At 63.2% G+C, this 26,752-nt stretch carries 24 protein-coding genes and 1 rRNA gene; 12 read left to right on the plus strand and 13 right to left on the minus strand.

All coding sequences use genetic code 11. From position 1 onward, the window contains the following. Positions 1-33: 33 nt before the first annotated feature. From SB822_RS21935 to SB822_RS21960, 6 genes are all read right to left on the minus strand, one after another. Complete coding sequence (locus tag SB822_RS21935) at positions 34-291, minus strand: hypothetical protein (RefSeq protein ID WP_039901257.1); 258 nt, start codon at positions 289-291, stop codon at positions 34-36. 372 nt (positions 292-663) lie between these two features. Then, positions 664-2,385 carry a ubiquinone-dependent pyruvate dehydrogenase gene (gene poxB, locus SB822_RS21940; RefSeq protein WP_079489211.1) on the minus strand — a complete coding sequence of 574 codons (1,722 nt, stop codon included), beginning with the start codon at positions 2,383-2,385 and terminating at the stop codon, positions 664-666. A gap of 939 nt (positions 2,386-3,324) precedes the next feature. Continuing rightward, positions 3,325-4,002 (minus strand): methyltransferase family protein, encoded by a 678-nt coding sequence (locus tag SB822_RS21945; RefSeq protein WP_410855630.1) that lies wholly within the window; start codon positions 4,000-4,002, stop codon positions 3,325-3,327. A 10-nt stretch (positions 4,003-4,012) separates the two neighbouring features. After that, complete coding sequence (locus tag SB822_RS21950; RefSeq protein WP_410855631.1) at positions 4,013-4,843, minus strand: arylamine N-acetyltransferase family protein; 831 nt, start codon at positions 4,841-4,843, stop codon at positions 4,013-4,015. Between the two features lie 241 nt (positions 4,844-5,084). Continuing rightward, on the minus strand, positions 5,085-5,756 hold the full coding sequence (locus SB822_RS21955) for a hypothetical protein (RefSeq protein ID WP_079501217.1): 672 nt from the start codon (positions 5,754-5,756) through the stop codon (positions 5,085-5,087). Positions 5,757-5,972: 216 nt separating this feature from the next. Continuing rightward, positions 5,973-6,887: a LysR family transcriptional regulator gene (locus SB822_RS21960; protein ID WP_079501216.1), complete on the minus strand. Its 915-nt coding sequence runs from the start codon at positions 6,885-6,887 to the stop codon at positions 5,973-5,975. A gap of 130 nt (positions 6,888-7,017) precedes the next feature. Between SB822_RS21960 and SB822_RS21965 the strand changes: the two genes are divergently transcribed. Continuing rightward, a complete protein-coding gene (locus SB822_RS21965; protein ID WP_039901255.1) occupies positions 7,018-7,920 on the plus strand; it encodes a DMT family transporter in 903 nt (300 codons plus the stop codon). 926 nt (positions 7,921-8,846) lie between these two features. Here the strand turns inward: SB822_RS21965 and SB822_RS21970 are convergent. Continuing rightward, positions 8,847-10,154, minus strand: a complete 1,308-nt coding sequence (locus tag SB822_RS21970) for an MFS transporter (protein ID WP_007587142.1) — start codon at positions 10,152-10,154, stop codon at positions 8,847-8,849. A gap of 175 nt (positions 10,155-10,329) precedes the next feature. Here SB822_RS21970 and SB822_RS21975 point away from each other — a divergent pair, with 175 nt between their 5' ends. From SB822_RS21975 to mdcH, 8 genes are read left to right on the plus strand one after another with little or no spacing between them, the layout of a single operon-like run. Further along, positions 10,330-11,109, plus strand: a complete 780-nt coding sequence (locus SB822_RS21975; protein ID WP_007739022.1) for a GntR family transcriptional regulator — start codon at positions 10,330-10,332, stop codon at positions 11,107-11,109. A 7-nt stretch (positions 11,110-11,116) separates the two neighbouring features. Then, complete coding sequence (gene mdcA, locus SB822_RS21980; RefSeq protein WP_007739016.1) at positions 11,117-12,820, plus strand: malonate decarboxylase subunit alpha; 1,704 nt, start codon at positions 11,117-11,119, stop codon at positions 12,818-12,820. A gap of 4 nt (positions 12,821-12,824) precedes the next feature. After that, positions 12,825-13,790 carry a triphosphoribosyl-dephospho-CoA synthase gene (locus SB822_RS21985; RefSeq protein WP_410855632.1) on the plus strand — a complete coding sequence of 322 codons (966 nt, stop codon included), beginning with the start codon at positions 12,825-12,827 and terminating at the stop codon, positions 13,788-13,790. Next, positions 13,790-14,095: a malonate decarboxylase subunit delta gene (locus SB822_RS21990; RefSeq protein WP_007587134.1), complete on the plus strand. Its 306-nt coding sequence runs from the start codon at positions 13,790-13,792 to the stop codon at positions 14,093-14,095. The genes SB822_RS21985 and SB822_RS21990 overlap by 1 nt, the downstream gene beginning before the upstream one ends. Continuing rightward, positions 14,092-14,979: a biotin-independent malonate decarboxylase subunit beta gene (locus tag SB822_RS21995; RefSeq protein WP_007587133.1), complete on the plus strand. Its 888-nt coding sequence runs from the start codon at positions 14,092-14,094 to the stop codon at positions 14,977-14,979. The genes SB822_RS21990 and SB822_RS21995 overlap by 4 nt, the downstream gene beginning before the upstream one ends. Further along, positions 14,979-15,794 carry a biotin-independent malonate decarboxylase subunit gamma gene (gene mdcE, locus SB822_RS22000; protein WP_410855633.1) on the plus strand — a complete coding sequence of 272 codons (816 nt, stop codon included), beginning with the start codon at positions 14,979-14,981 and terminating at the stop codon, positions 15,792-15,794. Before SB822_RS21995 ends, mdcE begins: the two co-directional genes overlap by 1 nt. Next, positions 15,794-16,477, plus strand: a complete 684-nt coding sequence (locus SB822_RS22005; protein ID WP_410855647.1) for a malonate decarboxylase holo-ACP synthase — start codon at positions 15,794-15,796, stop codon at positions 16,475-16,477. Before mdcE ends, SB822_RS22005 begins: the two co-directional genes overlap by 1 nt. Further along, positions 16,477-17,412 (plus strand): malonate decarboxylase subunit epsilon, encoded by a 936-nt coding sequence (mdcH, locus tag SB822_RS22010; RefSeq protein ID WP_410855634.1) that lies wholly within the window; start codon positions 16,477-16,479, stop codon positions 17,410-17,412. Before SB822_RS22005 ends, mdcH begins: the two co-directional genes overlap by 1 nt. Positions 17,413-17,478: 66 nt before the next feature. On the opposite strand, the gene SB822_RS22015 is transcribed toward mdcH, so the two are convergent. Beyond that, complete coding sequence (locus tag SB822_RS22015; protein WP_410855635.1) at positions 17,479-18,072, minus strand: alpha-ketoglutarate-dependent dioxygenase AlkB family protein; 594 nt, start codon at positions 18,070-18,072, stop codon at positions 17,479-17,481. 149 nt (positions 18,073-18,221) lie between these two features. Here SB822_RS22015 and SB822_RS22020 point away from each other — a divergent pair, with 149 nt between their 5' ends. Further along, positions 18,222-18,806 carry a malonic semialdehyde reductase gene (locus tag SB822_RS22020; RefSeq protein ID WP_410855636.1) on the plus strand — a complete coding sequence of 195 codons (585 nt, stop codon included), beginning with the start codon at positions 18,222-18,224 and terminating at the stop codon, positions 18,804-18,806. Between the two features lie 43 nt (positions 18,807-18,849). Here SB822_RS22020 and SB822_RS22025 read toward each other — a convergent pair whose 3' ends face one another. Continuing rightward, complete coding sequence (locus SB822_RS22025; RefSeq protein ID WP_007739009.1) at positions 18,850-19,164, minus strand: hypothetical protein; 315 nt, start codon at positions 19,162-19,164, stop codon at positions 18,850-18,852. Positions 19,165-19,536: 372 nt separating this feature from the next. Here SB822_RS22025 and SB822_RS22030 point away from each other — a divergent pair, with 372 nt between their 5' ends. After that, positions 19,537-20,697 (plus strand): metallophosphoesterase, encoded by a 1,161-nt coding sequence (locus tag SB822_RS22030; RefSeq protein ID WP_007739007.1) that lies wholly within the window; start codon positions 19,537-19,539, stop codon positions 20,695-20,697. A gap of 20 nt (positions 20,698-20,717) precedes the next feature. Here SB822_RS22030 and SB822_RS22035 read toward each other — a convergent pair whose 3' ends face one another. The 3 genes from SB822_RS22035 to SB822_RS22045 form a co-directional block, all read right to left on the minus strand. Next, the gene (locus tag SB822_RS22035; protein WP_410855637.1) at positions 20,718-22,232 is read right to left on the minus strand and encodes an acetyl-CoA hydrolase/transferase family protein; all 1,515 of its coding nucleotides are present in this window, start codon (positions 22,230-22,232) and stop codon (positions 20,718-20,720) included. Positions 22,233-22,366: 134 nt separating this feature from the next. Beyond that, on the minus strand, positions 22,367-22,588 hold the full coding sequence (locus tag SB822_RS22040) for a hypothetical protein (RefSeq protein ID WP_007739003.1): 222 nt from the start codon (positions 22,586-22,588) through the stop codon (positions 22,367-22,369). Between the two features lie 216 nt (positions 22,589-22,804). After that, positions 22,805-24,982: an FUSC family protein gene (locus tag SB822_RS22045; RefSeq protein WP_410855638.1), complete on the minus strand. Its 2,178-nt coding sequence runs from the start codon at positions 24,980-24,982 to the stop codon at positions 22,805-22,807. A 198-nt stretch (positions 24,983-25,180) separates the two neighbouring features. On the opposite strand from SB822_RS22045, the gene SB822_RS22050 reads away from it, so the two are divergent. Continuing rightward, on the plus strand, positions 25,181-26,176 hold the full coding sequence (locus SB822_RS22050) for a LysR family transcriptional regulator (protein ID WP_410855639.1): 996 nt from the start codon (positions 25,181-25,183) through the stop codon (positions 26,174-26,176). 270 nt (positions 26,177-26,446) lie between these two features. Here SB822_RS22050 and rrf read toward each other — a convergent pair. Further along, positions 26,447-26,560, minus strand: a 5S ribosomal RNA gene (rrf, locus tag SB822_RS22055). Positions 26,561-26,752: the final 192 nt, after the last annotated feature.

Consider the following 26,752-nt stretch of genomic DNA (forward strand, 5'->3'; position numbering starts at 1 on the left):
AGGCGCGCCGCGCGCGTATTGCAGCTCATCGAATCAGTTACCGAAATAGATATTGCATTGCGTACCAGTCGAGCAATTACGCGTAGACTGCATCGTTCTGCCCGACGAAGTGCGGGTATCCATCGCGCCGCCATACGACATATCCGTCGTCGCTTGCGCCGACGCATTCGCATTGTTCTGCATCGTGGCCTTCGATGCATCGCTGCTCTGTGCGATGTCATCGGCCATCGTCGCGGCAGGCATGGCCATCAGCAATGCGCCCGCCACGGGTAACGCCATCAGGATCTTCATGTCGAACTCCTTCCATGCAGACGAATCGCCACGCCCTGCATCACGATTCGCCGGACGCCCATCGACGCCTGCGCCATCCGCATCGTTTCGACCGATGCCCGCAAGCGTGAAATCGCGCGCAGCGGCCACCCGCGCCGCAACGTGCTTTTGTTCTATATGCGATTGATTGGCTCAAAGCCCCCGAGTCTGTCGGGCGGCGCAGCGCGGCGCGAAAACGCCGGTTTCTGATCGTTTGACTATCGGCTGCGCAGAGAGGTCCGCACTGCTGCTTCAGTTATAGACCTTTGCGACGAGACTGCAATGGCGCCTCGCTGCACTGCAACGCGGCGCGCATCGGCTGACGAGACGCGCCGCTTCGTCGTTTTGCGGCTATCAGCGCAAATTGGTCTTCACCAGTTCGACGATTTCGTCGCCGCGGCCGTTGAGAATCGCGCGCAGCATGTAAAGGCTGAAGCCCTTGGCCTGCGACAGCTCGATGGTCGGCGGCATGGCGAGTTCATGTTTGTCCGTGACGACGTCCACGAGCGCCGGGCCCTGATGCGCGAATGCCTGTTTCAGCGCGCCCTCCAGTTCTTCGGAATCCTCGACGCGAAGCGAAAAAATGCCCGCACCTTTCGCGATCTGCGCAAAATCGGTCTTGCTCAGGTCGACGTTCGTGTCGAGATAGCCGCCCGCTTTCAGTTCCATCGAAACGAAACCCAGCAGGCTGTTGTTGTACACGATGACCTTGATGGGCAGATCGAGCTGGCGCGCCGTGAGCAGATCGCCGAGCAGCATCGACAGTCCGCCGTCGCCCGATAGCGACACCACCAGCCGCCCCGGATGTGCCGCCTGCGCGCCGAGCGCCTGCGGCATCGCATTGGCCATCGAGCCATGATTGAACGAGCCGTGCAGCTGCCGCTTGCCGTTCATCGTCAGATAGCGCGCCGCCCAGAGTGTGGGCGTGCCGACGTCGGCCGTAAAGATTGCGTCATCGCTGGCGGCTTCGTCGATCATGCGCGTCAGATACTGCGGATGGATCGGCGCGCCGGGGTCGGAAGGCGTGGCGAGCTCGTCGAGATCGCGGCGCGCTTCTTCATAGTGCGCGGTGGCCATATCGACGAACGTGCGGTCGTCTTTGCGCTTGAGCTTCGGCAGCAGCGAGGCGACGGTCTCTTTCACGGTGCCGACGAGGCCCATCGCGAGCGGCGTGCGCTTGCCGAGCTGCGAGCCCTTCCAGTCGATCTGCACGACCTTTGCGTCGGGCGGATAGAACGGCCGGTAGGGAAAGTCGCAGCCAAGCAGCAGCAGCACGTCGCACGACATCATCGCGTGATAGCCCGAACTGAAGCCGATCAGCCCGGTCATGCCGACGTCGAACGGATTGTCGTACTCGATGAACTGCTTGCCGCGCAGCGCGTGGACGATCGGCGCGCCGAGCGTGTCGGCGAGTTTGACCACTTCGTCGTGGGCGCCCGCGACGCCGCTGCCGCACATGATCGTCACCGCTTCGCAGTCGTTGAGCATCGTCGCGAGTTTGGTGAGTTCGCTATCGGGCGGCAGGATCGCGGACGGCGCGGTCTGATTCCAGACGGGCGACAGCGACGGCCCTTCGCTCAAAGCGATATCGCCGGGCAGCACGATCACGGCGACGCCGCGTTGCTCGATTGCGGTGCGCATGGCGCGTTCGAGCACGCGGGGGAACTGTGAAGCGTTCACTATCAGTTCGGCGAAGTGGCTGCACTCCTTGAAGATTTCAGTGGGGTGCGTTTCCTGGAAGTAGCCGAGGCCGATTTCCGTCGATGGAATGTGCGCGGCGATCGCGAGGACAGGTTGCTGGTTGCGGTGGCAGTCGTATAGGCCGTTGATCAGGTGCAGGTTGCCTGGGCCGCAGCTGCCCGCGCAGACGGCGAGCTGGCCGGTCGATGCGGCGTCGGCGCCTGCTGCGAAGGCGGCTGCTTCTTCATGACGCGTGTGCATCCAGCGGATCGAGCCGACCTGGTCAAGGCTGAACGCCAGGCCGTTCAAACTGTCGCCTGTGACGCCCCATATGCGCTTTACGCCTGCGGCGGCTAGGGTTTTTGCAAGGTAATCCGCGATTGTGGTCTTTGCCATGAGCGTTCCTTGAAATGGGTTTTTGGGGGTTTTTTCGTCTGCGACGCTGGGTGGTTTGCTTTGGCTTTTGCGCTGGTATCCGCGTTACGGTGTTTGCCCTTGCGCTGGCATCCGCGTATTGCCTTCGTGCTTCAAGCGTCGCCCCTGTGCGGGTATTCGTTTGGCGCCTTCGCGGCGCGAGCGTTGCTGTTGTGTGCTTGCCTCTGCGCTGGCATCCGCGTTATGGTGTTTGCCGTTCAAGCGTCGCCCCTGTGCGGGGCGGCACCTACTTTTCTTTGCCGCCGCAAAGAAAAGTAGGCAAAAGAAAGCGGCTAACACCGCCAGCACTTGTGTTTGCCTGAGGGCCCCCAAATGGTCCTACGCTTCACACGGCAATCACGTGACCCATGTTCGTTGCCAACGCTCTTGCGGTGCGCCTCACCCGCTTCATGCGCCCGCGTCGCCACATGCCGCGCCAGATAATCCACTGCCGCCCAGGTGGCAAACTGTGTGTAGGTCGTAGCACCACACACGCCTCACTTCGGACCGATAGCGCATGCGTCCCACCCTGTAAGAGCGCCAAGCTATACGACGCGACAACCTACACACAGTTTGCCACCTGGGCGGCACATACCATCCGCTGCCGCTTGCCCGAGTACGGGTATTCGAAGCGGGTGAGGCGTTCATTCGAAGCGCTGGCAACGAGCACCAACCAGGGCACTGCCGTGTGAAGCGTGGGACCGTCTGGGGGCCCTCAGGCAAAAACAAGAACTGGCGGTGTTAGCCGCTTTCTTTTGCCTACTTTTCTTTGCGGCGGCAAAGAAAAGTAGGTGCCGCCCCGCACAGGGGCGACGCTTGAAGCACGAAGGCAATACGCGGATGCCAGCGCATTCACAAGCAAACCAAACCGGATGCCACCGCAAAGCACAGCGAACCACCCAGCGTCGCAGACAAACAAAATCACCACACATACGGCACAAACCGATACCGAACCCGCGCAACATATTCAGCATAGCCAGCGAGTTGCGCGCACAACATCCGCTCCTCGAGCACTGCGCGATAAGCAAGCCCAACGACCAGCAGCGGCACGCAAGCAAGCCCCCAAAAAGAGCCCAGCAACAACGGCGTGCCGAACAGAAACAAAATAGCCCACGCATACATCGGATGCCGCACATACGCATACGGCCCGCTATCGCTAACCTTATGCCCACGCTCGGCCATAATCTTCACAACAGGCGCCGCATAGCTATTGGCACGAAAAACCGACCGCATAGCAATCATGCTAACCAGAATAGCAAGCACGCCCACAACCTGCAGCGATGGGTGCATCGACGACCAATAAAACCGCCGCGCATCGAATCCCATCAGCACGAGCCACCCGCACCACGCAATGGCAACGCACACCATGAAGAACTTGTCCCAAGCGCCCTGCCCGCGTTGAATGAAGGAACCAAGCCGCTCCGCAAGCAACGCCGGATCGTGGCGCGCGAGCCACACCCCGACCCACAGCCCCAGCGCGCCCATTTCGAACAGATAACACCACGCCCCCGGCCACGCGAGCGTGCCCGCCGCGCCGAACAGCACGGCGCCCATGCCCGCAAGCCACAACACCGTCTGGACGATCAGCCGCGCGATCATCACGCTCGACCTATGAAGGCGCGCCTTCCGTCGACACGCGCCGGTAAATATCCGCGACATCGATATCGCCAAGCTCGATCAGGAACGTGTCCCGCAAGCATATTTCAAGCTCGTGCGCGCTTTCGATCCGGCGCTCGATCGCTTCGCCGTCTATCGAACGCGCGGTAAGACAGTCGTTGAACAGCGTCAGCCGCCCTTCCGGTGTCACGCGGCATACGACGAGACTCGTCGTGAAGAACGACGTGGGATGCGTCGACGTGTACCAGTTCGATACCTCGTAATCGATCCATTCCGCGCGTTGCAGGTCGAAACGATACGTCTTGAGCCACGTTTCGCCCGATTGCACCTCGAGATCGAACGCGCCCTGCGACGCATCGACGAGACGGAATGGCTCGTGTGCGGTCTGTTGCGCGACGCCCGTTTGCAGCCGCAACGGCGAGGTCAATGTGACGGCGCCAAAACCGACGTCGGCGATCCACGGCTGATCGTCGACAGTCACGCGCAGCAGCATGTGCGTGCGCGGCGTGATCGCGTCCGGTTCGCGGCCCCACAGCACGCGGGCGATCATCGGCGTCACGTCGAAGCCGAGTTGCATTAGCACATGCGCGAACAGCCCGTTTTGCTCGAAACAATAGCCGCCGCGCCGCCGCTCGATCAGCTTGTCGACAACGGCAGGCAGATCCAGATCGACGCGGCGGCCCGTCAGCGGATCGAGGTTTTCGAATGGGATCGACAGCGGATGGAGGCGTTGCAGCTCGCGCAACACATCGAGCGTCGCGGCCTGCGGCCCCGTATAGCCGATACGCCTGAAATAGCGGTCGAGATCAAGAGTGCTGGACATCCGGTGCTCCTGGTTAGCGTGGGTGGCGTTGCCGCTGGTTACCTGCTTGTATGCGCGCTGTAGGGATCAGCGACAGCGTACCGTCATTGATCCGCGCCGTGCGCGAAGCCCTCATATGCGAAGGCCCATTTACGAACGGTCGAACGGATGCGCGCCGATCATCGCATCGCGCGCGGCGACGCATGAAGGATTGCAAGACGCTGCAATGCATCACGCGTCGCCTGAGGATCATGAACGCTCGTCAGAAACCTTTGAGCGCCGAGGTCGCAATGGACGGCACGCTGATGCCATGGCTCGACGCGAACTGCACAGCTGCGCTCAGCGTCGACGCGAGCGACTGCAACTGCCCCGGCGCGGACTGCGCGATATACGACGCGGCCTGCGCCGTCTGAGGATTCATGCCCGCTTGCAGCAACGACGACGGATTCATCTGCCCGACGCTGCCGAGACTCGACTGCAGGCTCGAATACTGGCTCACGCCCTGGCCGAGCGATGCGAGGCCGTTGGTGAACGCCTGCTTGTCGACGGGCGTCGACGGGTCCGACGCGCGGCTCGTGAACGCCTGCGTGAGCGTCTGCGATAACGACTGCTGCGTGCTGCCTACCTGCGACAACTGGCTAACCGATGGCGTGCCGCCGCTCAACAGTCCGGATGCCTGCTTCGCCTGGTTCGCCGCGCCCGAGAGTCCCATCGCCGATGCGAGGCTCGACTGACCGCTCAACACCTGCTGGTTGGCGCCGACGTAGGTCTGCAGCAATTGCCCGATCCCGCCCGACGAAGCGGCCACGCCCGCATTGCCCGACGAATTGCCGCCGCCGATGCCGAATTGCTGAAGGTTCAGTTGCGCAAAGCTCGCGCTGCTCACGAACAGGCCGGTGGCGAGTAGCGCGGCGCAGAGAGTACGTGTTTTCATGGCTGGCCCTCCTGTCATGTGTCTGATGTGTGACGTTCGTCTCGACTTGGTGCTTCGTTTGTGTCCGTTCGACACACGCGCAAGGCACGCGTTCGCGCTTTCGTCAGATGTCATGATGCACGGCAAAACGCGGGCCTGCGTTTTCAACAACTCCGTCAATGCGCGTGCGGTAGCCGTCGCCAGCATACGGTGTAAGCGCGGCATGCAAGCCAGGCGTCACGCCCTCGCTCGCGCTTCGCGCGCTTCGCGCGCTTCCCGCGTCTCGCGCGGCGACCCGCGCACCGACAGGTCCTGCATCATCTGCGCGGCGAAATAGTCGCAGGTCGGACGATCCGATTTCGCGCTGCGCGCGACGACGATGTCGAGCGGTTCGATCGCGGGCAGACCTTGCTCGGCGCCAAGAATCGCGAGCCGCGACGGCACGCTGCAGCGCGCGAGCGCGATCACGGAAAGCCCCGCATCGACCGTCGCAACGAGGCCGCTCAGGCTCGCGCTGCTGTACGCGGCGCGATACCGGATACGCGCACGGTCGAGCGCCGCGAGCGTATTCGAACGCGCGACGCAGCCGGGCTCGTACAGCCCGACTGGCAACGGCGACACGTTCAGCACGGACGTATCTTCGGATGCTCCCACCCACACCATCGGCTCGCTGCGCACGAATTCGCCGCGCAATTTACGGTCGCGCGTGACGAACGCGAGGTCGATCTTGTTGTCCGCGAGCATCGGCGCGAGCGCGGTGCTCTGCGCGCAGACGATCTCGATCTCCACATGCGGATACAGGTTCGAGAACCGCCGCAACACGGGCGACAGCAGCGACGACACGTAATCGTCCGGCGCGCCGAGCACGACGCGCCCCGTCACCTCGGGCCGCACGATGGCCGACCACGCTTCTTCGTGCAGATCGATCACGCGCCGCGCATATTCGAGCAGCGTATTGCCGGGCCGCGTCAGCGACAGGTTGCGCGTATCGCGAGCAAAAAGCGTCGTGCCGAGCATTCGCTCGAGCCGCTTGATCTGCATGCTGACGGCTGCCTGCGAGCGATGCACGGTGACAGCCGCTTTCGTGAAACTGCCCGCTTCGACGACGGCGACGAAGGTGCGCAGCAGATCGACATCGAACTCGGGGTGCATGATTTATCAATCCGGCTTATGGAATTTCTCAATTTTATTCGTTTGCCACGATAAGGCAACGGATCGATACTCGGATGCATTCAACGCGATCGAGGGATTTACTGCCATGTCTTTGTCGTCGGTATCGTCGATATCGCTCAGCCGAAGCCAGCAAGGCGCGCTCACGCTTGCGAGCGGTGGCCTGCTGATGGGCACGATTGGCGTGTTCGTCGAGGAAGCGCGGCTCGGCGCGCTGACGTTGGTGTTCTTTCGCTGCCTGTTCGGGTTTCTGTCGCTTGCTGCGTATTGCGCATATAAGGGCTACTTCGCGCGCCGTTACTTCACGCGACGTACGGTGCTGCTCGCGACGCTTTCTGGCGTGCTGATGGTGACGCAATGGGTCGGCTTCTTCGATGCGATTCATCGCACGAGTATCGCGGTGGCGACCGTCGTGTTTCATGTGCAGCCGTTCTGGGTCGTGTTGATTGGCGCTGCGCTGTTTAATGAGCGGCTGGGTATCGACCGGTTGGGGTGGATCGCGACGGCGTTCGTCGGGCTTGTGCTTGCCTCGGGCGTCGCGGGAGCGGGGTCATTGCAGGGACATTCGAGCTATCTGATCGGGATTGGCGAGGCGCTCGCCGGTTCCGTGCTCTATGCGAGTGTTACGCTCATTGCCAAGAGTCTTGGCGATCTGCGGCCGCATCTGCTGACGCTTGCGCAATGTGCTGTTGGTGTCGTGTGCTTGCCGTTTATTGCGCCGCTGGGCGCGGAGCATATCGCACCGATGCAGTGGTTCTGGTTGATCGGGATGGGTGTGTTGCACACGGGGCTTTCTTATGTGCTGATCTATGGCGCGCTGCCGAAGCTCTCGACGCCTGTGATTGCGGTTCTGCTGTTCGTGTATCCGCTGACGGCGATTGCCGTCGATGCAATTGTTTATGGGCGTGCGCTTGGTGTTTCGCAGATGGGTGGGATGGTGTTGATTGTTGTTGCCAGTCTTGGCGTTAATCTTGGGTGGCCGTTGGTGTCGGTTTTGCGCTTGCGCGCGAGTTAGTGGTTTTTTGTCTGCGACGCTTGGGGGTTTGCTTTGTGTATGCGCTGGCATCCGCGCTATGCCTTCGTGCTTCACGCGTCGACCTGTGCGGGCATTCGTTTGGCGCCTTCGCGGCGCGGGCGTTGCGGTTGTGTACTTGCCTCTGCGCTGGCATCCGCGATTTGCCTTCGTGCTTCAGGCGTCGCCCCTGTGCGGGGCGGCACCTACTTTTCTTTGCCGCCGCAAAGAAAAGTAGGCAAAAGAAAGCGGCTAACACCGCTAATTCTTGTTCTTGCCTGAGGGCCCCCAGAGGTTCTTACGCTTCGCACGGCAACCACGTGACCCACGTTCGTTGCCAGCGCTCTTGCGGTGCGCCTCACCCGCTTCACGCACCCGCGCTTCACCATGCCGTGCCAGATATTCCACGGCCGCCCAGGTGGCAAACTGTGTGTAGGCCGTAGCGCTACACACGCCTCACTCCGGACCGATAGCGCATGCGTTCCACCCTGTAAGAGCGCTACCCTATACGACGCGACAACCTACACACAGTTTGCCACCTGGGCGGCACATACCATTCGCTGACGCCTGCCCGAGTACGGGTATCCGAAGCGGGTGAGGCGTTCATTCGAAGCGCTGGCAACGAGCACCAACCAGGGCACTGCCGTGTGAAGCGTGGGACCGTCTGGGGGCCCTCAGGCAAAAACAAGAACTGGCGGTGTTAGCCGCTTTCTTTTGCCTACTTTTCTTTGCGGCGGCAAAGAAAAGTAGGTGCCGCCCCGCACAGGGGCGACGCTTGAAGCACGAAGGCATGACGCGGATGCCAGCGCATACACAAAGCAAACCACCCAGCGTCGCAGACAACCAAAAAACCAGCGCGAAGGCGGTACGCGGATGCCAGCGAAAAGGCAAAACAAACCAAACCGCCCGCGCAGCGAAGCCGCCCCGCATCACTGCGGCAAAACCTCCCCTTTGGTCTCCTTGGCAAACGGAATCACAACCAAACCGACAACAAACGCAAGTGCCGTCAGCGCAACAGGCACACCAAGCGTATGCATACTGAGCACAGCCGCTCCAAGCAGAAAATTCACCCCAGCCCCGACAAACCGCCCAAACGAAGTACAAAAAGCAAAAGCCGTCGCGCGAACACGAGTTTCAAACAGTTCAGGCAGCCACAGGCTAAACAGCGCAAAATTCCCACCAAAGAACCCAAGCACAAACAGCCAGGCAATAAACGGTGCCAACCCGTTAGGCAAATAAAAAGCCCACCCGAAGCTGCCAACAATAGCCACCGCCATCCCGGCAAAATACACAGCAAGCGTCTTCTTGCGCCCAAACCGCTCAGCAAGCGGCGGCAACGCAAGACACCCAAGAATCGTCCCGATCGACAGCAACCCCGTCGCGATCGAAGCCATCTTCAATGCTTCAGGCCTTGCCATGCCAGCCCGCGTCGCGAGTTGAATCACCGCCGACGGCTCATACACCGCCCCCGCCCACAACCCAATAATCGCGATGGTCAACAGCGCACACATGACCCAAGTACGTCGCCGATACGTCGGCCCAAAAATCTCGCGCATCGGGCTCACGCGCACTGCGTCGCGCGATTCGGCCCGTTGCCATTTGTCCGACTCCTTCACCCGCGTGAGAATCATGATCGCGACAACCACGGGCACGGCGCCCGTCAAAAACATCGCGCGCCAGCCGAAGTGCACGCCAATCGTGTAGTTCAGCGCGGCAGCCAGGAAAAATCCCGCGTAGTAGCCCGTCTGCAGATAGCCCGCGCCCATCTTGCGGCGATCCTCAGGCCACGCCTCGGCGACATAGGTCCCCGCCAGCGCCCATTCGCCACCAATGCCCACGCCGGCAATGAAGCGATAAATGCCCAACTCCCACACGTTATGCGCCGTCGCCGACAGCCCGGTGAAGATCGCGAACGTGAAGATCGTGCCCGCCAGCACTTTCGTGCGGCCGAAACGGTCCGCGAGCGGCCCCCAGATGAACGACAGCCCCCAACCCACCAGGAAGAGCGCAAACAGAATCGAGCCAGCAAGCCCGACATTCGCGGGCGTCGCCGCATAGCCCGAGCGCGGCAGCAACTCCGTCAGCGCCGGCGTCAGCACCAGCGCATAAATGAACGAGTCCATGCCGTCCAGCGTCCAGCCCGCCCACGCGCCCCAAAAACCAGCGATCTGCGACCGGTTGAGCGGCGTCTTGTGCCGCACGGCCCCCGCACGGTCCGACATCGAAGAATTCAACATGCTCCTGCTCCTCCATGTACTACGGTTGGATTGGGTGACCGTCACGGCACAACGGCTCCGCTGCATGCGGGCCGCCGCATGCGCGAGAGGCGCCGCGCGTCAGCGCCGTGCCTTTATGAAAACCCCGGGTTTGCCCGCTAGAAATTCGCCGTTTTTATATATAATATTTGATGTCATGAACAACGCAACCGGTGGTTTTCCCCTGGACAGCGCCCCGCGCGTCCCCTTGCTGCCCGCGCATGAGCCGCGGCCCAGCACTTCGCGTGTGATCGCGGAGGCGCTGCGCACGGCAATCGTCGAAGGCACGCTTCAGCCTGGCGCGCCGCTGCGGCAGGACGCGATCGCGCGGCACTTCTCGGTCAGCGCAATTCCCGTGCGCGAAGCGCTGCGTCAGCTGGAAAGTGAAGGCTGGGTGAAAGTCGAGCTGAACAAGGGCGCAAGCGTCGCGCGGCTCACGCCTGCTGAGGCGCGCGAGATCTATGAGATCCGCTCGGCGCTCGAAAGCCTCGCTATCACGCTGGCGATTCCGAATCACACGCCCGCTTCGCTGCGCGAAGCGGTGGCGCTTTGCAAAGCCGCCGAGAGCGAACCGGACCCTACCCTCTACGTGGCCCGCAACGAAGCGTTCCACACAGCCTTGTACGCGCCCGCCAACCGCCCTCAGCTCGCGGAGATGATCGCGGCGCTGCATCGGCGCGGTGAGCGCTATCTGAGACTGAAATTCGGCTTGCCCGCTTACAAGGGCGAGTCCGATGCCGAACACCTGGACATCCTTGCCGCCGTCGAGCGCAAGGACATCGCCGCCGCCCAATCGCTCATCTCCGCTCACCTGCTGGGCACGGGCGAACTGGTCTATCGTTTCTTGACGGAACGCGCGCAGGCGGAAGCCGCCGCGGCCACCCCGCGCAGAAAGCGCGGGAGGCCCGCGCGCACTCCAACCACTATCGGGAGTTGAAGCACCGATGAATCAGCGAATCGAATCAGCCAAGCACGAATTGGCACAGTCAACGGGAGCGCCCGCAGGGTCATCTGCAGCGCGTTCCTGGACCACCAAACGTGACGAGAAGCGGCGCAGGCTCGCCGCGATCGAGCCATGGCTCGAAGACGGCATCCTTCCCGCGCACCGCATCGTCGATGCGCTCGAAACGCTGATCCGCCCCGGCGATCGCGTCGCGCTCGAAGGCGACAACCAGAAGCAGGCGGACTTTCTGTCGCGCTCGTTCGCCAAGGTCGATCCGCAGAAAGTGCACGACGTGCACCTGCTGATTTCGAGCATCAGCCGCCCGGAGCATCTGACGCTCTTTGAAAGGAACATTGCGCACAAGGTCGATTTCGCGTTCGCGGGTCCGCAGAGCCTGCGCGTCGCGCAACTGCTCGAAGACGGCCAGCTCGAAATCGGTGCGATCTACACCTACGTCGAACTGTATGCACGCATGTTCGTCGACCTCACGCCGAACGTCGCGCTGCTGTGCGCGGAAAAAGCCGACCGGCACGGCAATCTCTATACCGGCCCAAACACGGAAGACACGCCGACCATCGCCGAAGCCGCCGCGTTCCGCCATGGCATCGTGATCGTGCAGGTCAACGAGATCGTCGATGAACTGCCGCGCGTCGATATTCCCGGGTCGTGGGTCGACGTGGTCGTCGAAGCCGACCGCCCGTTCGCCGTCGAGCCGCTCTTCACGCGCGATCCGCGCCATATCGGCGATTTGCAGGTGCTCACGGCGATGATGGTCATCAAGGGCATCTACGAGCCGTACGGCGTGACGTCGCTGAATCACGGCATCGGTTTCGACACGGCCGCCATCGAGCTGCTGCTGCCCACTTACGGCGAATCGCTCGGACTGAAGGGCAAGATCTGCCGCAACTGGACGCTCAATCCGCATCCCACGTTGATTCCCGCCATCGAATCGGGTTGGGTCGAAAGCGTGCATTGCTTCGGCAGCGAAGTCGGCATGGAGGGGTATGTCGAAGCGCGCCCCGACGTGTTCTTCACGGGCAGCGACGGCACGCTGCGCTCGAACCGCGTGCTGTGCCAGCTGGCCGGGCAATACGGCGTCGATCTGTTCATCGGCTCGACGCTGCAGATAGACGGCGATGCGAATTCGTCGACGGTCACGCGCGGGCGTCTGGCGGGCTTCGGCGGCGCGCCGAACATGGGTCACGATCCGCGCGGCCGCCGTCATTCGAGCGAAGCCTGGCTCAAGCTGCTGAAAGACGAAGGCCCCGTGTCGCGCGGCAAGAAACTCGTCGTGCAACTGGCTGAAACCTACAAGAAAGGCGGCGAGCCGACTTTCGTCGATGAACTCGATGCCGTCGCCGTCGGCGCGAAAAGCGGTATGCCCATCGCACCCGTGATGATCTACGGCGATGACGTCAGCCACGTCGTGACGGAAGAAGGTATCGCGCATCTGCACAAGGCCGAAGGCGTCGAAGAGCGGCGCGCGGCTGTCGCAGCCGTCGCCGGCGTGACGCCGATAGGCTTACGCGCGAAGCCCGAAAAGACGGCGGAATTGCGCCGCCGGGGCATCGTCGCGTATCCGGAAGATCTCGGCATCCGACGCGGCGAAGCGAAGCGGTCGCTGCTCGCGGCGCGCAGCATCGACGATCTCGTCACCTGGTCGGGCGGGCTCTATACGCCGCCGGCACGTTTCCGCAGCTGGTGATGCGATGGCCTTGCAATACGCTATCCCGCTCGATGCGGGCACGCTTCAGCGTGCCAACGCCCGCTGCCTGCCTCGCGTCGATGCCGCGCCGTGCGATGCCACGCTCGCGCGATTCGCGGTCGAGTCGCTGATCGAAGAAGCGCAACTGACGCCGAAACCCGCGCTCGTCGATGGACGCGGCAGCGGCGCGCATCGCGATCTGAACTTGCCGCTGATGCTGCGCTCCGCACGCTCGCTCGAACCGAGTTTCGCGGCGCTGGCGCGCACATCGCGCGGCCGCCTGCCGTCTGCGACGCTGCGTGCAGAGCTTGCGCAGATCGGACGCGCGGGTGAACTGGACATGATGCGCGCGACGAACGGCAGCAATGCGCATCGCGGCGCGATCTGGGTTGTCGGCCTGCTGGTCGCGGGCGCGGCCATCGTTGCCGACGATGACGACAACGCTTTGCGCGAACTGTTGCCGTATGAGCGCACGCACTCGCACGCCGCGCGCGTCTGTGAACTCGGCGCGCAGATCGCGTGTTTTCCCGACCGCTTCGCCGCGCCCGTCGACAGTCACGGCGAGCGCGTGCGTCAACGGTTCAACGTCGGCGGCGCGCGTCAGGAAGCGCAGGACGGTTTCCCGCACGTGATCGGCATCGGTCTGCCCGCGTTGCGCGCGGCGCGCTCGACAGGTATCGGCGAAAACGCCGCGCGTGTCGACACGCTGCTCGCGATCATGGCCGCGCTCGACGATACGTGCCTCCTGCATCGCGCCGGTCTCGCCGGTCTGCATGCGGGGCAACGCGGCGCGCGCGCCGTGCTCGCGGCGGGCGGCGTCACGACGGCGGCGGGACGCGCCGCGTTCGACGCGCTCGAATCCGGGCTGCTTTCGCTCAACGCTTCTCCTGGCGGCGCAGCCGATCTGCTCGCCGCCACCCTCTTCATCGACAAGCTGGCGCGTCACGCCCCAGCGGGAGCTGAAAACTGATGGAACAGATGACTTTCGACTATCCGGCGCAACGTGCGATCACGACGCGCTCGCATGTGGGCGTGGTCGGTTCGGGCGATCTCGAAGTGCTGCTGTCGCCCGCCGACGCACTGAAGGCAACCGTGACCGTGCGCACCAGCGTCGACGGCTACGGGCACATCTGGAAGAGCGTGCTCGACCGCTTCTTCACGCGCTACGACGGCGCGGCGCAGATCGAGATCAACGACTTCGGCGCGACGCCGGGCGTGGTGGCGCTGCGTCTCGCAGAGGCCATCGAAGCGGCAGACGAAGGAGCAAGCTCATGAGCACGGTGACGATACAAAACCCACCGTCGATGCCGGTGCTGCGCGACAGCTTCATCGAGCTGACGGCACGCGAGCGCGCCCGCGCGCTCCTCGACGCAGGCACGTTCCGCGAACTGCTCGGTCCGTTCGACCACATCGAATCGCCGTGGCTGCCGTTGCAAGGCATCGTCTGCCAGGCCGACGACGGCGCGGTGATCGCGCGTGGCACGATCGACGGCCAGCCGGCCGTGATCGCCGCGATCGAGTCGGCGTTCCAGGGCGGCAGCATCGGCGAAGTGTCGGGCAGCAAGATCGCCGCGGCGCTGGAACTCGCACTGCGCGATTGCGAGCGCGGCAGGATCGTGCGGCCCGTCGTGCTGTTCGAAACAGGCGGCGTGCGCTTGCAGGAAGCGAATCTGGGGCTGGCCGTGATCGCGGAGATGCAGGCGGCGATCGTCGCGTTGCGGCGATACGTGCCCGTGGTCGGCGTGATCGCGGGTATGGTCGGCTGCTTCGGTGGCATGTCGCTCGCGGCCGGGCTGTGCTCGTATCTGGTCGCGACGAAACAGGGACGCCTCGGCATGAACGGCCCCGAAGTGATCGAACAGGAAGCCGGCATCGAGGAACTCGATTCGAGCGACCGGCGACGCGTGTGGCAGATGATCGGCGGCGAGCAGCGCACGGCGACGGGACTCGCCGACGCGCTCGTCGACGACGATGCGCACGCCGTGCAGGCGGCGGTTCGTGATGCGTTCGCGCGCGGCGTGCCGGCGGCGCATCGCACCGAACAGGTGGCTGAATATCTGGAGCGGCTCGCGCGCATCGATCCCGCGAACGTCACGCCCGAAACGATGCGCGATGTGTTCAAGCCAAACGAAGCGGCTACGCCGCGCAAGGAGCAATGATGAGCGATACGTTACTGACACGCGGCATGCGCTGGTTCAAGGCGCTTGCGGGCGACACGTCGACGGCCGCGCCCGTCTGGTCCGGCGAGGCGCCGCTTGGCAACGAGATGGCGACCTTCTTCTCCGTCGTCCCCGACCCCGACAACCGCTTTCCGCGCGCGCGCGACAACGTCGTCGGACTCGAACAGGGCTGGAAGCTTGCGCAAGCGGTGCGTGAAGCCGTGGCGCGCGATGCGTCGTCGGAACACAAGCGCCCTATCGTCGCGATCGTCGATGTGAAAAGCCAGGCGTATGGGTATCGCGAAGAGACGCTCGGCATTCATCTCGCGTGTGCATCGGCCGTCGATGCGTATGCGAGCGCGCGCGACGCCGGGCATCCTGTGGTTGCGCTGATCGTCGGTCCCGCGATGTCGGGTGCGTTCCTCGCGCACGGCTATCAGGCGAACCGGATCGTCGCGCTCGATGCGCCCGGCACGCTGGTGCACGCGATGGGCAAGGAAGCCGCCGCGCGCGTCACGCGTCGCACGGTCGAAGACCTCGACAAACTCGGCGAAACGATCACACCGATGTCGTACACGATGGCGTCGTTCGCGAAGCTCGGGCTGCTCGACACGCTGATCGAAGGCGTCGATGCTGATGAGCCGACCCCGGCGCAAATCGAAAGCGTGCGCGGCGTGCTCGCGGAAGCGGCCAGGAGCGCACGCTCGGATACGCGTGGGCTGTCGCGGCGGCTGGAGTCAGATGCGGCGAAGAAGACGCGCGCTGCGTCGATTGAAGTGCGGCGGCGGCTCGCTGAACAGTGGGATGCTGCGTGATGCGAGTCTGCGCGGCCGCGCCGTTTGCGCCAAAAGACGCGCTCGTTGCTGACGATCTGCGCTGGCAAGCGCACGACATCGTGCGCTTGCAGCGACTCGAATCGTTCGATAACGAACCGGCGTGGGTTCGCGCTGCGTTCGCGCGCGCGCCGTTCGCTGTCGTGCGACGGGCGCAGGCGGCGGCAGGATTGATCGCCGTCGGACTGCGCGGCGCGGCGCGCAATGAGCGGTATGGAACGTGGGCGCGTAGTGATGATATTGAGGCTGTTTTCAGGCCTGAGGCGCTCTCGTCGACGCCTTGTGCGCTTGCTGCGGATCGTGCTGGTTTGCCCGTTTTCGTCGCGCTGGATGTGCTGCGACGCGATACGTCGTGCTTTGGTTCGCTCGCCTGGGGACCAACAGGAAGCGTCGGTTTCGAACTTGCATCCGGCAAGCCAACCGCCACCGCGACCAGCGACCTCGATTTATTGATACGTATGCCGAATCATTTACCACGCGACGAAGCGCAACGCATCCAGGCAAAGCTCGACGAGCAAGCGGCACGTGCAGGCATCCGCATCGACGCGCAACTCGAAACGCCCGCAGGCGGCGTCGCCCTCGCCGAATACGCGTCTGGAAAAGCTCGCGTAATGGCGCGGCATGCGAGCGGTCCACGGCTCGTCGTCGACCCTTGGGCGCTGTAATGCTCGCTTACCTTTTCCCCGGCCAGGGCGCGCAAAACGAAGGTTTCCTGCATCGCCTCGGCACGCATGCAGCCATTCAGACAACGCTCGACGAAGCGTCCGACGTGCTCGACGTCGACGTGTTCACACTCGACACCCAAACAGCGCTCGAATCGACCGTAGCCGTGCAGACGGGCTTGCTGATCGCAGGCGTCGCAATACAGCGCGCGCTCGCGGCCGAAGGTCTGGCGCCCGAACTGAGCGCAGGTTTGTCGGTGGGCGCGTATGCAGCCGCCGTCACCTGCGGCGCGATCGAATTCGCGGACGCGCTGCTGATGGTGCACAAGCGCGCCGAACTGATGGAAACCGCGTATCCGCGTGGCTATGGCCTGTCTGCGATTGCCGGGCTGACCGAACACCAAATCGAACGGCTTGCCGATGCGCAGGCGCGCGACGCCGCGGCACGCGTCTACGTCGGCAATGTGAACGCGCCGCGTCAGATCGTCGTGGCCGGCTCGGACGCTGCGCTCGATGCATTCAACGAGCGAGCGCTAGCGGCAGGCGCGCGCAAGGCGACGCGGCTCGCCGTCAGCGTGCCGTCGCATTGCGAACTGCTCGCGGCAGCCGCCGACGCGCTGACGGACTATGCGCGCAACGTCCCGTTTCGCGCGCCGTCGAGCGGCTATATCGGCAATCGCGGCGGCCGCGCGTTGTATACGGCGGATGCCGTGCGCGAGGATCTCGCCACGAACATGCGCTACACGGTCCGCTGGTTCGACGCGCTGACCGTGATGATCGAAATGGGCGCAAAGGTGTTCGTCGAAGCCCCGCCCGGCCAGGTACTGACCGATATCGTCCGCGAGCAGTATCCGGACACGGCCGCGATCGCAGCGAGCACGCTGCCCTTCGAGCGGCTCGCGCCAACTATCCAGCGCCGCCTCGAATCGACCGCCTGAAACCGATTCCTTATGCGCATAAATTTTTTAAAGTTTTTAATGCGCGTGTAGCACGCGCATGCGCGACTAGCGTCCGGGCGTCACGAAGCGGAAGGTCAGGTTCACGCGTTCGCCCTGCACTTTCAGCTCTTTCGGCACGCGATGCCGCCATTCGGCCTGTGTCCGTCCGCGCATCACGAGGAGGCTGCCGCCCTTCAGCTGATACGACTCCACGACGTGCGTCTTGTTGTGCTGCAGATCGAAGCGTCGCGTCGCGCCGAGGCTGACGGACGCGATCACCGGCTCCTTGCCGAGTTCGGGCTCATGGTCCGCGTGCCAGCCCATGCTGTCCGCGCCGCTGCGATAGCGGTTGAGCAGCACGCTATTGAACGGCGCGCCGCAAGTTGCTTCGACGGCGGCTTTCAGCTCCGCGACGGCGGGCGTCCACGGCGACGGCACGTTGCGGATACCCGAGTAAACATAGACGGCATCGGGCTCGCCCTGCCACGCGGTCAGGCGCGGCAACGGCACGCGGCCGACGGGCGTGAACATCGAATCCTGCTGCCAGGCGACTTCGTCGACGATGCGCGCGAGCACCGCAGCGGCGGCATCGGGCGCTAGCCAGTCGGGGAACCACGCCACATCGGGCGTCGGCACATCGTCGAACAGATCGGCGGACATTGCGTTGCAATCGCGAGCGCACAACACCGGATAGCGCGCGCGAAACCTCTCTTCACAGGAAACAGCGGGTATTATCGAACGCACCGCGGCGGCGGGTCATCCGCACAGCTTGCGCTTTCATTCGACTTTTCGTCATTCAACCCATCATCATGATTCTTTCCGACGACGCTCTCGATCAACTATTCCGCACCGCACGCACGCACAACGGCTGGCAGCCGCGGCCCGTCGACGATGCGCTTCTCAGGCAACTGGTCGACCTCGTTCTGCTCGGCCCGACTTCGGCCAATTCGAGCCCGGCGCGTTTCGTGTTCGTGAAGACACCGGAAGGCAAGGCGCGGCTGAGTCCCGCGCTGTCCGCAGGCAATCTGGAAAAGACGATGGCCGCGCCCGTCACGGTGATCGTCGGCATGGACATGGCCTTCTACGACCATCTGCCGAAGCTCTTCCCGCACGCCGATGCGCGCAGCTGGTTCGCGGGCAACGAAGCCGCGATCGCCGATACCGCGTTCCGCAACTCGACGCTGCAAGGCGGCTATCTGATCATGGCCGCCCGTGCGCTCGGCCTCGACACGGGCGCGATGTCCGGCTTCGACAAGGCGAAAGTGGATGCCGGGTTTTTCGCGGACACGACGATCCGGTCGAACTTCTTGATCAATCTCGGCTACGGCGACACGTCGAAGCTGTTCCCGCGCAGCCCGCGTTTTACGTTCGACGAAGCGGCGCAAATCGTCTGACGCCCGCTGGCGTTGCCCTAAAGCCGCCGCGCGCCGGGCAGCGTCAGCTTGCCATCAGCGCGACATAGAACACGATCGCGCCGATCAGCGCGCCGACGAAGCAGAAACCCTCTTCCGCCTCGTCGCCGCGCGATCGCAGCCACGCCCCGACCACGCCGAACAGGCCCGCCACGCCGAGCGCAACGAACACCATCACGACATAGAAGAGCGCTGTTCGCCCCAGCTCGGAAAAGTCGATGTGCTGGACGCCGTAGTAGACGCCAAGCGCCATCAGCGACAGCACGACCATAGGCAGCATCACGTGACTGCCTTCGTAGCCGATGTGATGCTCGCGATGCGCGAACTTTGTCGTTTTCATCATTCGTCTCCCCCCAAACCGCAAGCCGATTGGGCGATCAGGCGCCGCTGCCGCCTGCAGAGGAGTGTCTCGCGCGCCCGGGATACCGGGAACGGGACGCGAGGCCTGCCGCCGGCAGTCACGCTCCATTCCAGAATAGTCCGTCCGCGCGTCCAGTTCAATATCCATTTAATAAGCATTTAATCGGCATGACGAACAACTTGCAGCGCACGTATGCTGCATCGCAACGCCCACATATTGGCCGCGCCTCGACATGTCCGTACGGCTTCGGCAAGCGCACTGAACTGCTTGTAGAATGATTGGCCGCCGCTCTGCAACGGCGTGTGCTTTCTGCGACTCACCTTCCGCGCGATCCGCGCCCCACTTCCACCTATGCGCCGCCTATCGTTTTTCGTCCGGATCATTGCCATCGGCATCCTGCTGCATGTGTATGTCGGCATCCGGATCATTCCCGAACTGCCCCTCGATGCCGCCGTGAAAGGGCTGTGCGCGTTGTGGCTCGTGCTGTCCGTGCTGCTGATTCCCGTCGGCATGATCGCGCGCTCGCTCCAGCGGCAACCGCTCGGCGACCGGCTCGCGTGGGCGGGGCTGATTGCGCTAGGTCTCTTTTCGTCGCTGCTCGTGCTGACGTTCGCGCGCGAGCTGCTGCTGCTCGTCGTGATGATTGTTCAAGCAATCTCGCCGCAAGCGTTGAATCCCGCGCGCTGGGAGATCAATAGCGCGATCGCGGTGCCGCTGCTCGCGCTGCTGTCGACGGCTATCGGCTTTTTCAATGCGCGGCGCCGCGCGCGTGTCGTGTCGATCGACGTGCCGATCAAAGACCTGCCGCACGCGCTCGACGGCTTCACGATCGTGCAGATCAGCGACATTCACGTCGGGCCGACCATCAAGCGCGGTTATGTCGATGCAATCGTCGATGCCGTGAACCGGCTCGAGCCGGATCTGATCGCCGTGACGGGCGATGTCGTCGACGGCAGCGTCGAGCATCTCGCCGATCACACGCGGCCGCTGTCGCGGCTGAGCGCGCGGCATGGCGCATATCTGGTGACGGGGAATCACGAATACTATTCGGGCGCCCATGCGTGGATTGCCGAGTTTCAGCGGCTCGGCCTGCATGTGCTGCTCAACGAGCATGTGGTCGTCGAGCACGATGGCGCGCAAGCGGTGATCGCGGGCGTCACCGATTTTTCCGCGGGACACTTCGATCCCGCGCACGAGAGCGATCCCGCTGCGGCGCTCGAAGGCGCGCCCGGCGACGTACTGATCAAGGTACTACTCGCGCACCAGCCGCGTTCGGCAGAAGCGGCAGCCGATGCGGGCTTCACGTTGCAACTGTCCGGCCATACGCATGGCGGTCAGTTCTTTCCGTGGAATTTTGCGGTGCGGTTGCAACAGCCTTTTGTGGCCGGTCTTTCGCGGCTCGACAACCTGTGGGTCTATACGAGCCGCGGGACCGGGTATTGGGGACCACCCAAGCGTCTGGGCGCGCCGTCGGAGATCACGCGCTTGCGTCTGGTCGGCGGCGGCACCTGACGCCCGTCAGTTCAATTACGTCACACCGTGACGTTTCGCTCCGGCAGCATCGATCCCGTTTCCTGGAACCGCGCGTGCCATGCGAACGCTTCGCGCAGCACGTGCGGCGTTTGTCCGCCGAAGCGCAGCGCGTCACGATAATAGTCGCGCAGCAGATCGCGATACAGCGGATGCACGCACTTGTCGATGATCAGCGACGCCCGTTCACGCGGCGCGAGTCCGCGCAAATCCGCAAGGCCAATCTCCGTCACGACGATATCGACGTCATGTTCGTTGTGGTCCACGTGCGGCACCATCGGCACGACGCTCGAAATCGCGCCGTCCTTCGCGATCGATTTCGTCGCGAAGATCGCGCACGAAGCGTTGCGCGCGAAGTCGCCCGAACCGCCGATGCCGTTCATCATGTGCGTGCCGCCGACATGCGTCGAATTCACGTTGCCGTAGATGTCGAACTCGAGCGCCGTGTTCAGCGCGATCAGGCCCAGACGGCGAATCACTTCCGGATGGTTGCTGACTTCTTGCGGACGCAGCACGAGCCGGTCGCGGTAGCGCGCGAGATCGCCGAATACCTGCGCCTGGCGCTTTTCCGTCAACGTGATCGACGCGCCCGATGCGAACGTGACCTTGCCGGCGTCCATCAGATCGAAGGTCGAATCCTGCAGGACTTCCGAGTAGATCGTGAACGGCTCGAACGGCGAGTCGGCGAAGCCGGCCAGCACCGCATTCGCAATCGTGCCGATGCCAGCCTGCAACGGCGGCAGCGGCGACGGCATGCGTCCATGCGATACCTCATGCTGCAGAAAGTCGATCAGGTGACCAGCGATCAACCCCGTGTCTTCGTCGGCGGGCAATGCAGTCGACGGGCTGTCGGGCTTGTTCGTGATGACGATGGCGGCGATCTTCTCGGGCGGGATCTCGATCGCCGTCGTGCCGACGCGATCGCTCGGGCGCACGACGGGCAGCGGATCGCGATGCGGACGGCGGCCCGGAATCCAGATGTCGTGCAGGCCTTCGAGCGCGAGCGGCTGCGCCAGATTGATTTCGACGATCACCTTGTCGGCGAGAATCGCGAAGCTCGCCGAATTGCCGACTGATGTGGTCGGCACGATGCCGCCGGTCTCGGTGATCGCGACGGCTTCGATGATCGCGACGTCGAGCTTGCCGAGTTGACCGGCGCGCAACATTTCGACCGTCTCCGACAGATGCTGGTCGACGAACATCACGTCGCCGCGATTAATCGCCTTGCGCAACGTGCTGTCGACCTGGAACGGCATACGGCGCGCAAGCACGCCGGCATCCGTCAACAGACTGTCGACGCCATGACCCAGCGAGGCGCCCGTTATCAACGTGATCCGCAGCGGCTTGCCTTCGCTGCGCGCGCGCTCGGCCAGCGCAACGGGAACGGCCTTCGCATCGCCCGCGCGCGTGAAGCCGCTCGCGCCGACGCGCATGCCATTGTCGATCAGCAGCGCTGCCTGCGCCGCCGACGTGATCTTGCCGCGCACCGCGGCACAGCGAATCCGGTCTTCGTACATGATTAAAGTCTCTCCGATGTCACGCTCGCGAAAGCCGGAGTCCACGTCTTGTTGTTGGTGTGCGTGGTCCGGCTGTCGCTCGATTTCCGCTCATCCCACCTGATGCTTCAGGCGGCTGCGCGGTGCCGCTCTGGTCAGCTACCGAAATACATCACGCAGTAGCTCACGGGACCGACACACTCATCGGCCTTCTTCGCCCGTTTCGCGACGGGACGCTGCGCTTCGGGTTGCGCGACGCGAGCTGCGTTCGCCTGTGCGACCTGTTGCGCGCTTTCGTCCGCCGGCGCCGTCTGCGCGTGCGCAAGCGCCGCAGCGGACAACGAACAGGCAATCAGGACCAACTTCAGCGCTTTCATTTCAATCTCTCCAGTTGTTTCAATGGCTGCGTAAGCAGTGGTTCCAATATATGACTGAGATCGGTGTGGATTAAGAGGGACGGCTGGAAGGCATTCTTCCTGGTTGCGGCAAGATCGGTACAGAGGCGTTTGGTGGGGGTCTTCGCGCGTGTGTGGCGCGTCGTGTCGGCGCAAAAGACTGTTGTGTCGATTGCGCTGATGAAGACGTGTCGGGGATTAACGCGTGTCGAAGGGCGCGCCTTTGTCGAGCAGCGCCGTGCGGATGAAATGCAGGCAACTGAGAATGCGCTGCTGATCGTGACGTTTCTCGCGATCCGTGTGGACGGTTTCCAGCACTTGCTGCACGACCCGCATCGCCGCACGCACGGAGATTTGGGTTCGCTCGGCATGCGCGCGGTCGGGCCGCTCGAATAGCTGCGCGAGATCGCGCGTGACGCGATCGAGAGACGGTTTCCATCGGGCGTGCACGTCGCTCGCGTATGTGGCGCGTTCTATCTCGCTGCGTAGGTCGATGGTGGCGTGGCCGACTTCGAGCGTGGCGAGCATCCATCTGAGCGCGTTGCGATGGCGTCGCGAGCGCTTCGGCAGCAGCATGCGCAACTGGTGCATCAGGTCGTGCGTGCTCGACTGGAAGCGCTGCGCGAGACCCGCCAGCGGCGCCGTGCACGCCAGCGTGACCTGACTGCGCAAGTCGCCTTCGATACGCGCGATCAGCCACGGCATCTGCACCGGAAAGACGATTGCGGCGCCGATGGCCGTCACGAGCATCGACACGACGATCGCGATGCCGTTGTTGATCAGCAGATCGGGCGCGTAGACGACGACGTTGTCGGGCGCGGCGAGCAGGCAGAAAAATACCGTGAAGCCAACGCCATACCCCGCTGTCTTCGTCCGCGACGCGAAGAAGGTGCCGGCCGCAAGCACGGGCGCGAGCATCGCGCACAGCAGCGGGAAACCATCGACGGCGGGATAGACGTAGCACGTGACCAGATAGCCGGCGATCGTCGCGCACGCCGCGCCGACCGACATCTGCAGCGCGAGCTTGACGGGGTTCGGCGCCGATGAAGTCAGCGCGCAGGTGAGCGCCGCGCCGATCACGGCCATGCCGCCGCTCGGCCAGTTCGTCGCGATCCAGAACCAGCTGATCGCGCCGACGACAGCCGCCGTGCGCGCAAACGTGCAAGCCACCACGAACGCGTTGGTGCGGCTTACGTAGCGCACGGGCGGCCGCTCGCGCGCCGGATTGTGATTGGTCTCCAGCGACGCATACGTATCGATATAGCGGATGAACTCGACGACGAAGCGATACAGCAATTCGCCCGCTGTGTCGAAATCGGGCAGACATTGCGGCTCGTCGGATTCCAGCGGCCGGCGTGTCGCACGCATTCTGGCGGGCAGCGTCGACTGGAAGGCTTTGAGTCTGATCGCGATGCGGGCGGCATCGGATGAATCGAAGCGACGCACTTTGTGTGCGCCGAGCAATTGCGAAAGCTCGTGTAAATATGGCGCAGTCGCTTGCACGACCTGGACAGATGGATTGTCGCGCAGGCGCTTTCTCAACTGATGCAGCGCATGCAGTCGTGCGCAAACATCCATGAACTCGTGGTTCAACCTTGCAAGCACCTGACTGCGCGAGCGCATGCCGGGATCCTCGAAAGCGGCGAACGCCCGTGTGGCCTCGAAACCCACGACTTCATCGACGAGATCCGCGAAATAGCGCTCGGACGTGCCGCGCTCGACGGCCCCGTCGAGCACTTTCATAGCGAAGGCAGTAAAATTGAGATGCCTCGATTGCAGCGCGTTTTGCAGCGCGAGACTCGATCGACGCGGCACGATCAGCGCGCTGACGGCCGCCGAGCAGATGATGCCGATCGCCACTTCCGCGGCGCGCGTCAACGCGGCGAGAAACAGGCCATTCGGCTGCATCACCGTCGGGATGCCGATCAACGCCGCGGTATAGCCAGCCAGCACGAAGCCGTACCACCGAAAATGCCGATACCGGACTGCCGCCGCCACGCACGCGCCCATCCAGGCGGTGATGCCGAGCATGTACAGCTCGGGCTGCTGCGCGAACAGCGCGCCAAGCAGCAGCGCGGCCAGCATGCCGACGAAGGTCCCGACGATCCGATAAAAACTCTTCGCGAGTACCATCCCGCTGAACGGCTGCATCAGGACGAACACCGTCGTCATCGCGGTGCGCGGTTGCTGCAGTTCGAGCAGCATCGCGATGCCCAGCGCAAGCAGCGCAGCCAATACCGTCTTGAACAGATGAAGCCAGATGAGGCCGTCGGTGGTCGCCCACTCTGTGCCGGCGTCGGCGATCGCGCGCAGCATGCCAGCCCGCCATCCGAAAGTATCGGACGACACTTGCTTGATCGCATGCTGGCGTTTCATCGATTAATACCGCGCTGGGTCGTAGTCGGAGGAATGCGCGAATCGGACTGGCGCACGCCTACCCTGAAGGCGCCGATTGTAGGAGCCTACAATGTGTGGATTAATGGGAGGCGTCGGGAACGTCCCTTCCAGATCACTCAACAATGGCAGCCCGCGACAGGCGGACAATAACGTTTTGATGTCGATCAAGAAGGATTGATGGATACGTTACAAAACATGCGAGTGTTCGTGCGCGTCGTCGAAGCAGGCAGCTTCACGGCAGCGGCGCAATCGCTCAATACGACGACGGGCGCGATGTCTCGTGCGGTTTCAGAACTCGAGGCGCATTTGCGGACGCGTCTGCTCAATCGATCGACACGGCGCCTCGCGTTGACAACTGCCGGTGAGACATATCTGAAGCGATGTCAGCAGATTCTTGCTGATATCGACAATGCGGAAGAAGAAGCGAGCGGCGCGCATGAGCGGCCATCGGGCGTGCTGCGGATGCATAGCTTTGCGAGCATCGGACAGCACTATGTGTTGCCTGCCATTTCGCGGTATCGCGCGCTGTATCCTGAAGTGGCCGTTGAGTTGACGCTCTCGCAGCAGTTGCCGGATCTGTTCGAGGGAAGCGCGGATGTGGCTGTCGTAGGCGCGTCGACGCTGCCCAATTCGGATCTCGTGTCGCTTTTGCTTGGCACGACGTTCAGCATTCTGTGCGCGTCGCCCGCGTATATTCACGCACACGATGCGCCAAAAACGCCCGCCGACCTGTTGCATCACGACTGTTTGTTGCTCAAGACGCCCGCTTTTCCAACCAGCGAATGGACACTCGATGGCCCTAACGGCAGCGAAGTGCTGAATGTGAATGGGCCCGTGCAAGTGAATATCGCCGAATCGCTGATTGTCGCGATTCGCGAGGGTATTGGGATCGGGATATTGCCGTTGTACGCCGCTATCGACGGATTGCGGTCAGGGTCAATCGTGCGCGTGCTGCCGGAGTACACGCTGCAGAAGATGAATGTCTATGCGCTGTATCCGTCGCGCAAGTTTATCGACGCGAAGACGAGGACCTGGGTGGAGTTTTTGCGGACGCATTTGCCGCAGGTTATTGCTCGCGATGTCGCGCTGTTGGGGGAAGTTGGCCGCCAGAATATCGCCGCCGATGATGCGCTGCACGCGAATGAAGGTGGCGAAGCTGCACCGCGCAGTTAAGCAGTGAGGTGAGACGCGTGGCCGGCGAGTTTGCGTTGTTGCTGGATCGCCGGCTGCGTGGATCTGCACGTGACAGTTGTCTTTCGACAAGGCGGTATCGTCAAGGCTATCGCGTGACGGTTATGCGGCGGAATGTCGACTGGGGATGGCGGGAATGAACATGCTCGGGCCATTGCGGCCCGGCCACGCTGTCGGGCGCGACCTTAAAACGCGCGCCCACAAACGCCAAGACCCCGCTTTTGAGGGCGGGGTCTTGGTCTTGGGTAAGGAGCCTGACGATTACCTACTTTCACACGGGCAATCCGCACTATCATCGGCGTGGAGTCGTTTCACGGTCCTGTTCGGGATGGGAAGGGGTGGTACCGACTCGCTATGGTCATCAGGCATGAGGGGTTGCCGCGTCGCATCTGGGGTGCGCCACAGCCAATCTGGAAGAAGCGTAAAGAGGGTGGGTTGTGTTGTTTCTGGCACAACACCGATCTCAACCTGTGTGTCCTGCTCACCCCGTTGGGGTAAGACACACCTGTTATAGGATCAAGCCTTACGGGCAATTAGTATCAGTTAGCTTAACGCATT

This window comes from Paraburkholderia sp. SIMBA_054 (assembly GCF_046534875.1).
Classification (GTDB): Bacteria; Pseudomonadota; Gammaproteobacteria; order Burkholderiales; family Burkholderiaceae; genus Paraburkholderia; species Paraburkholderia hospita.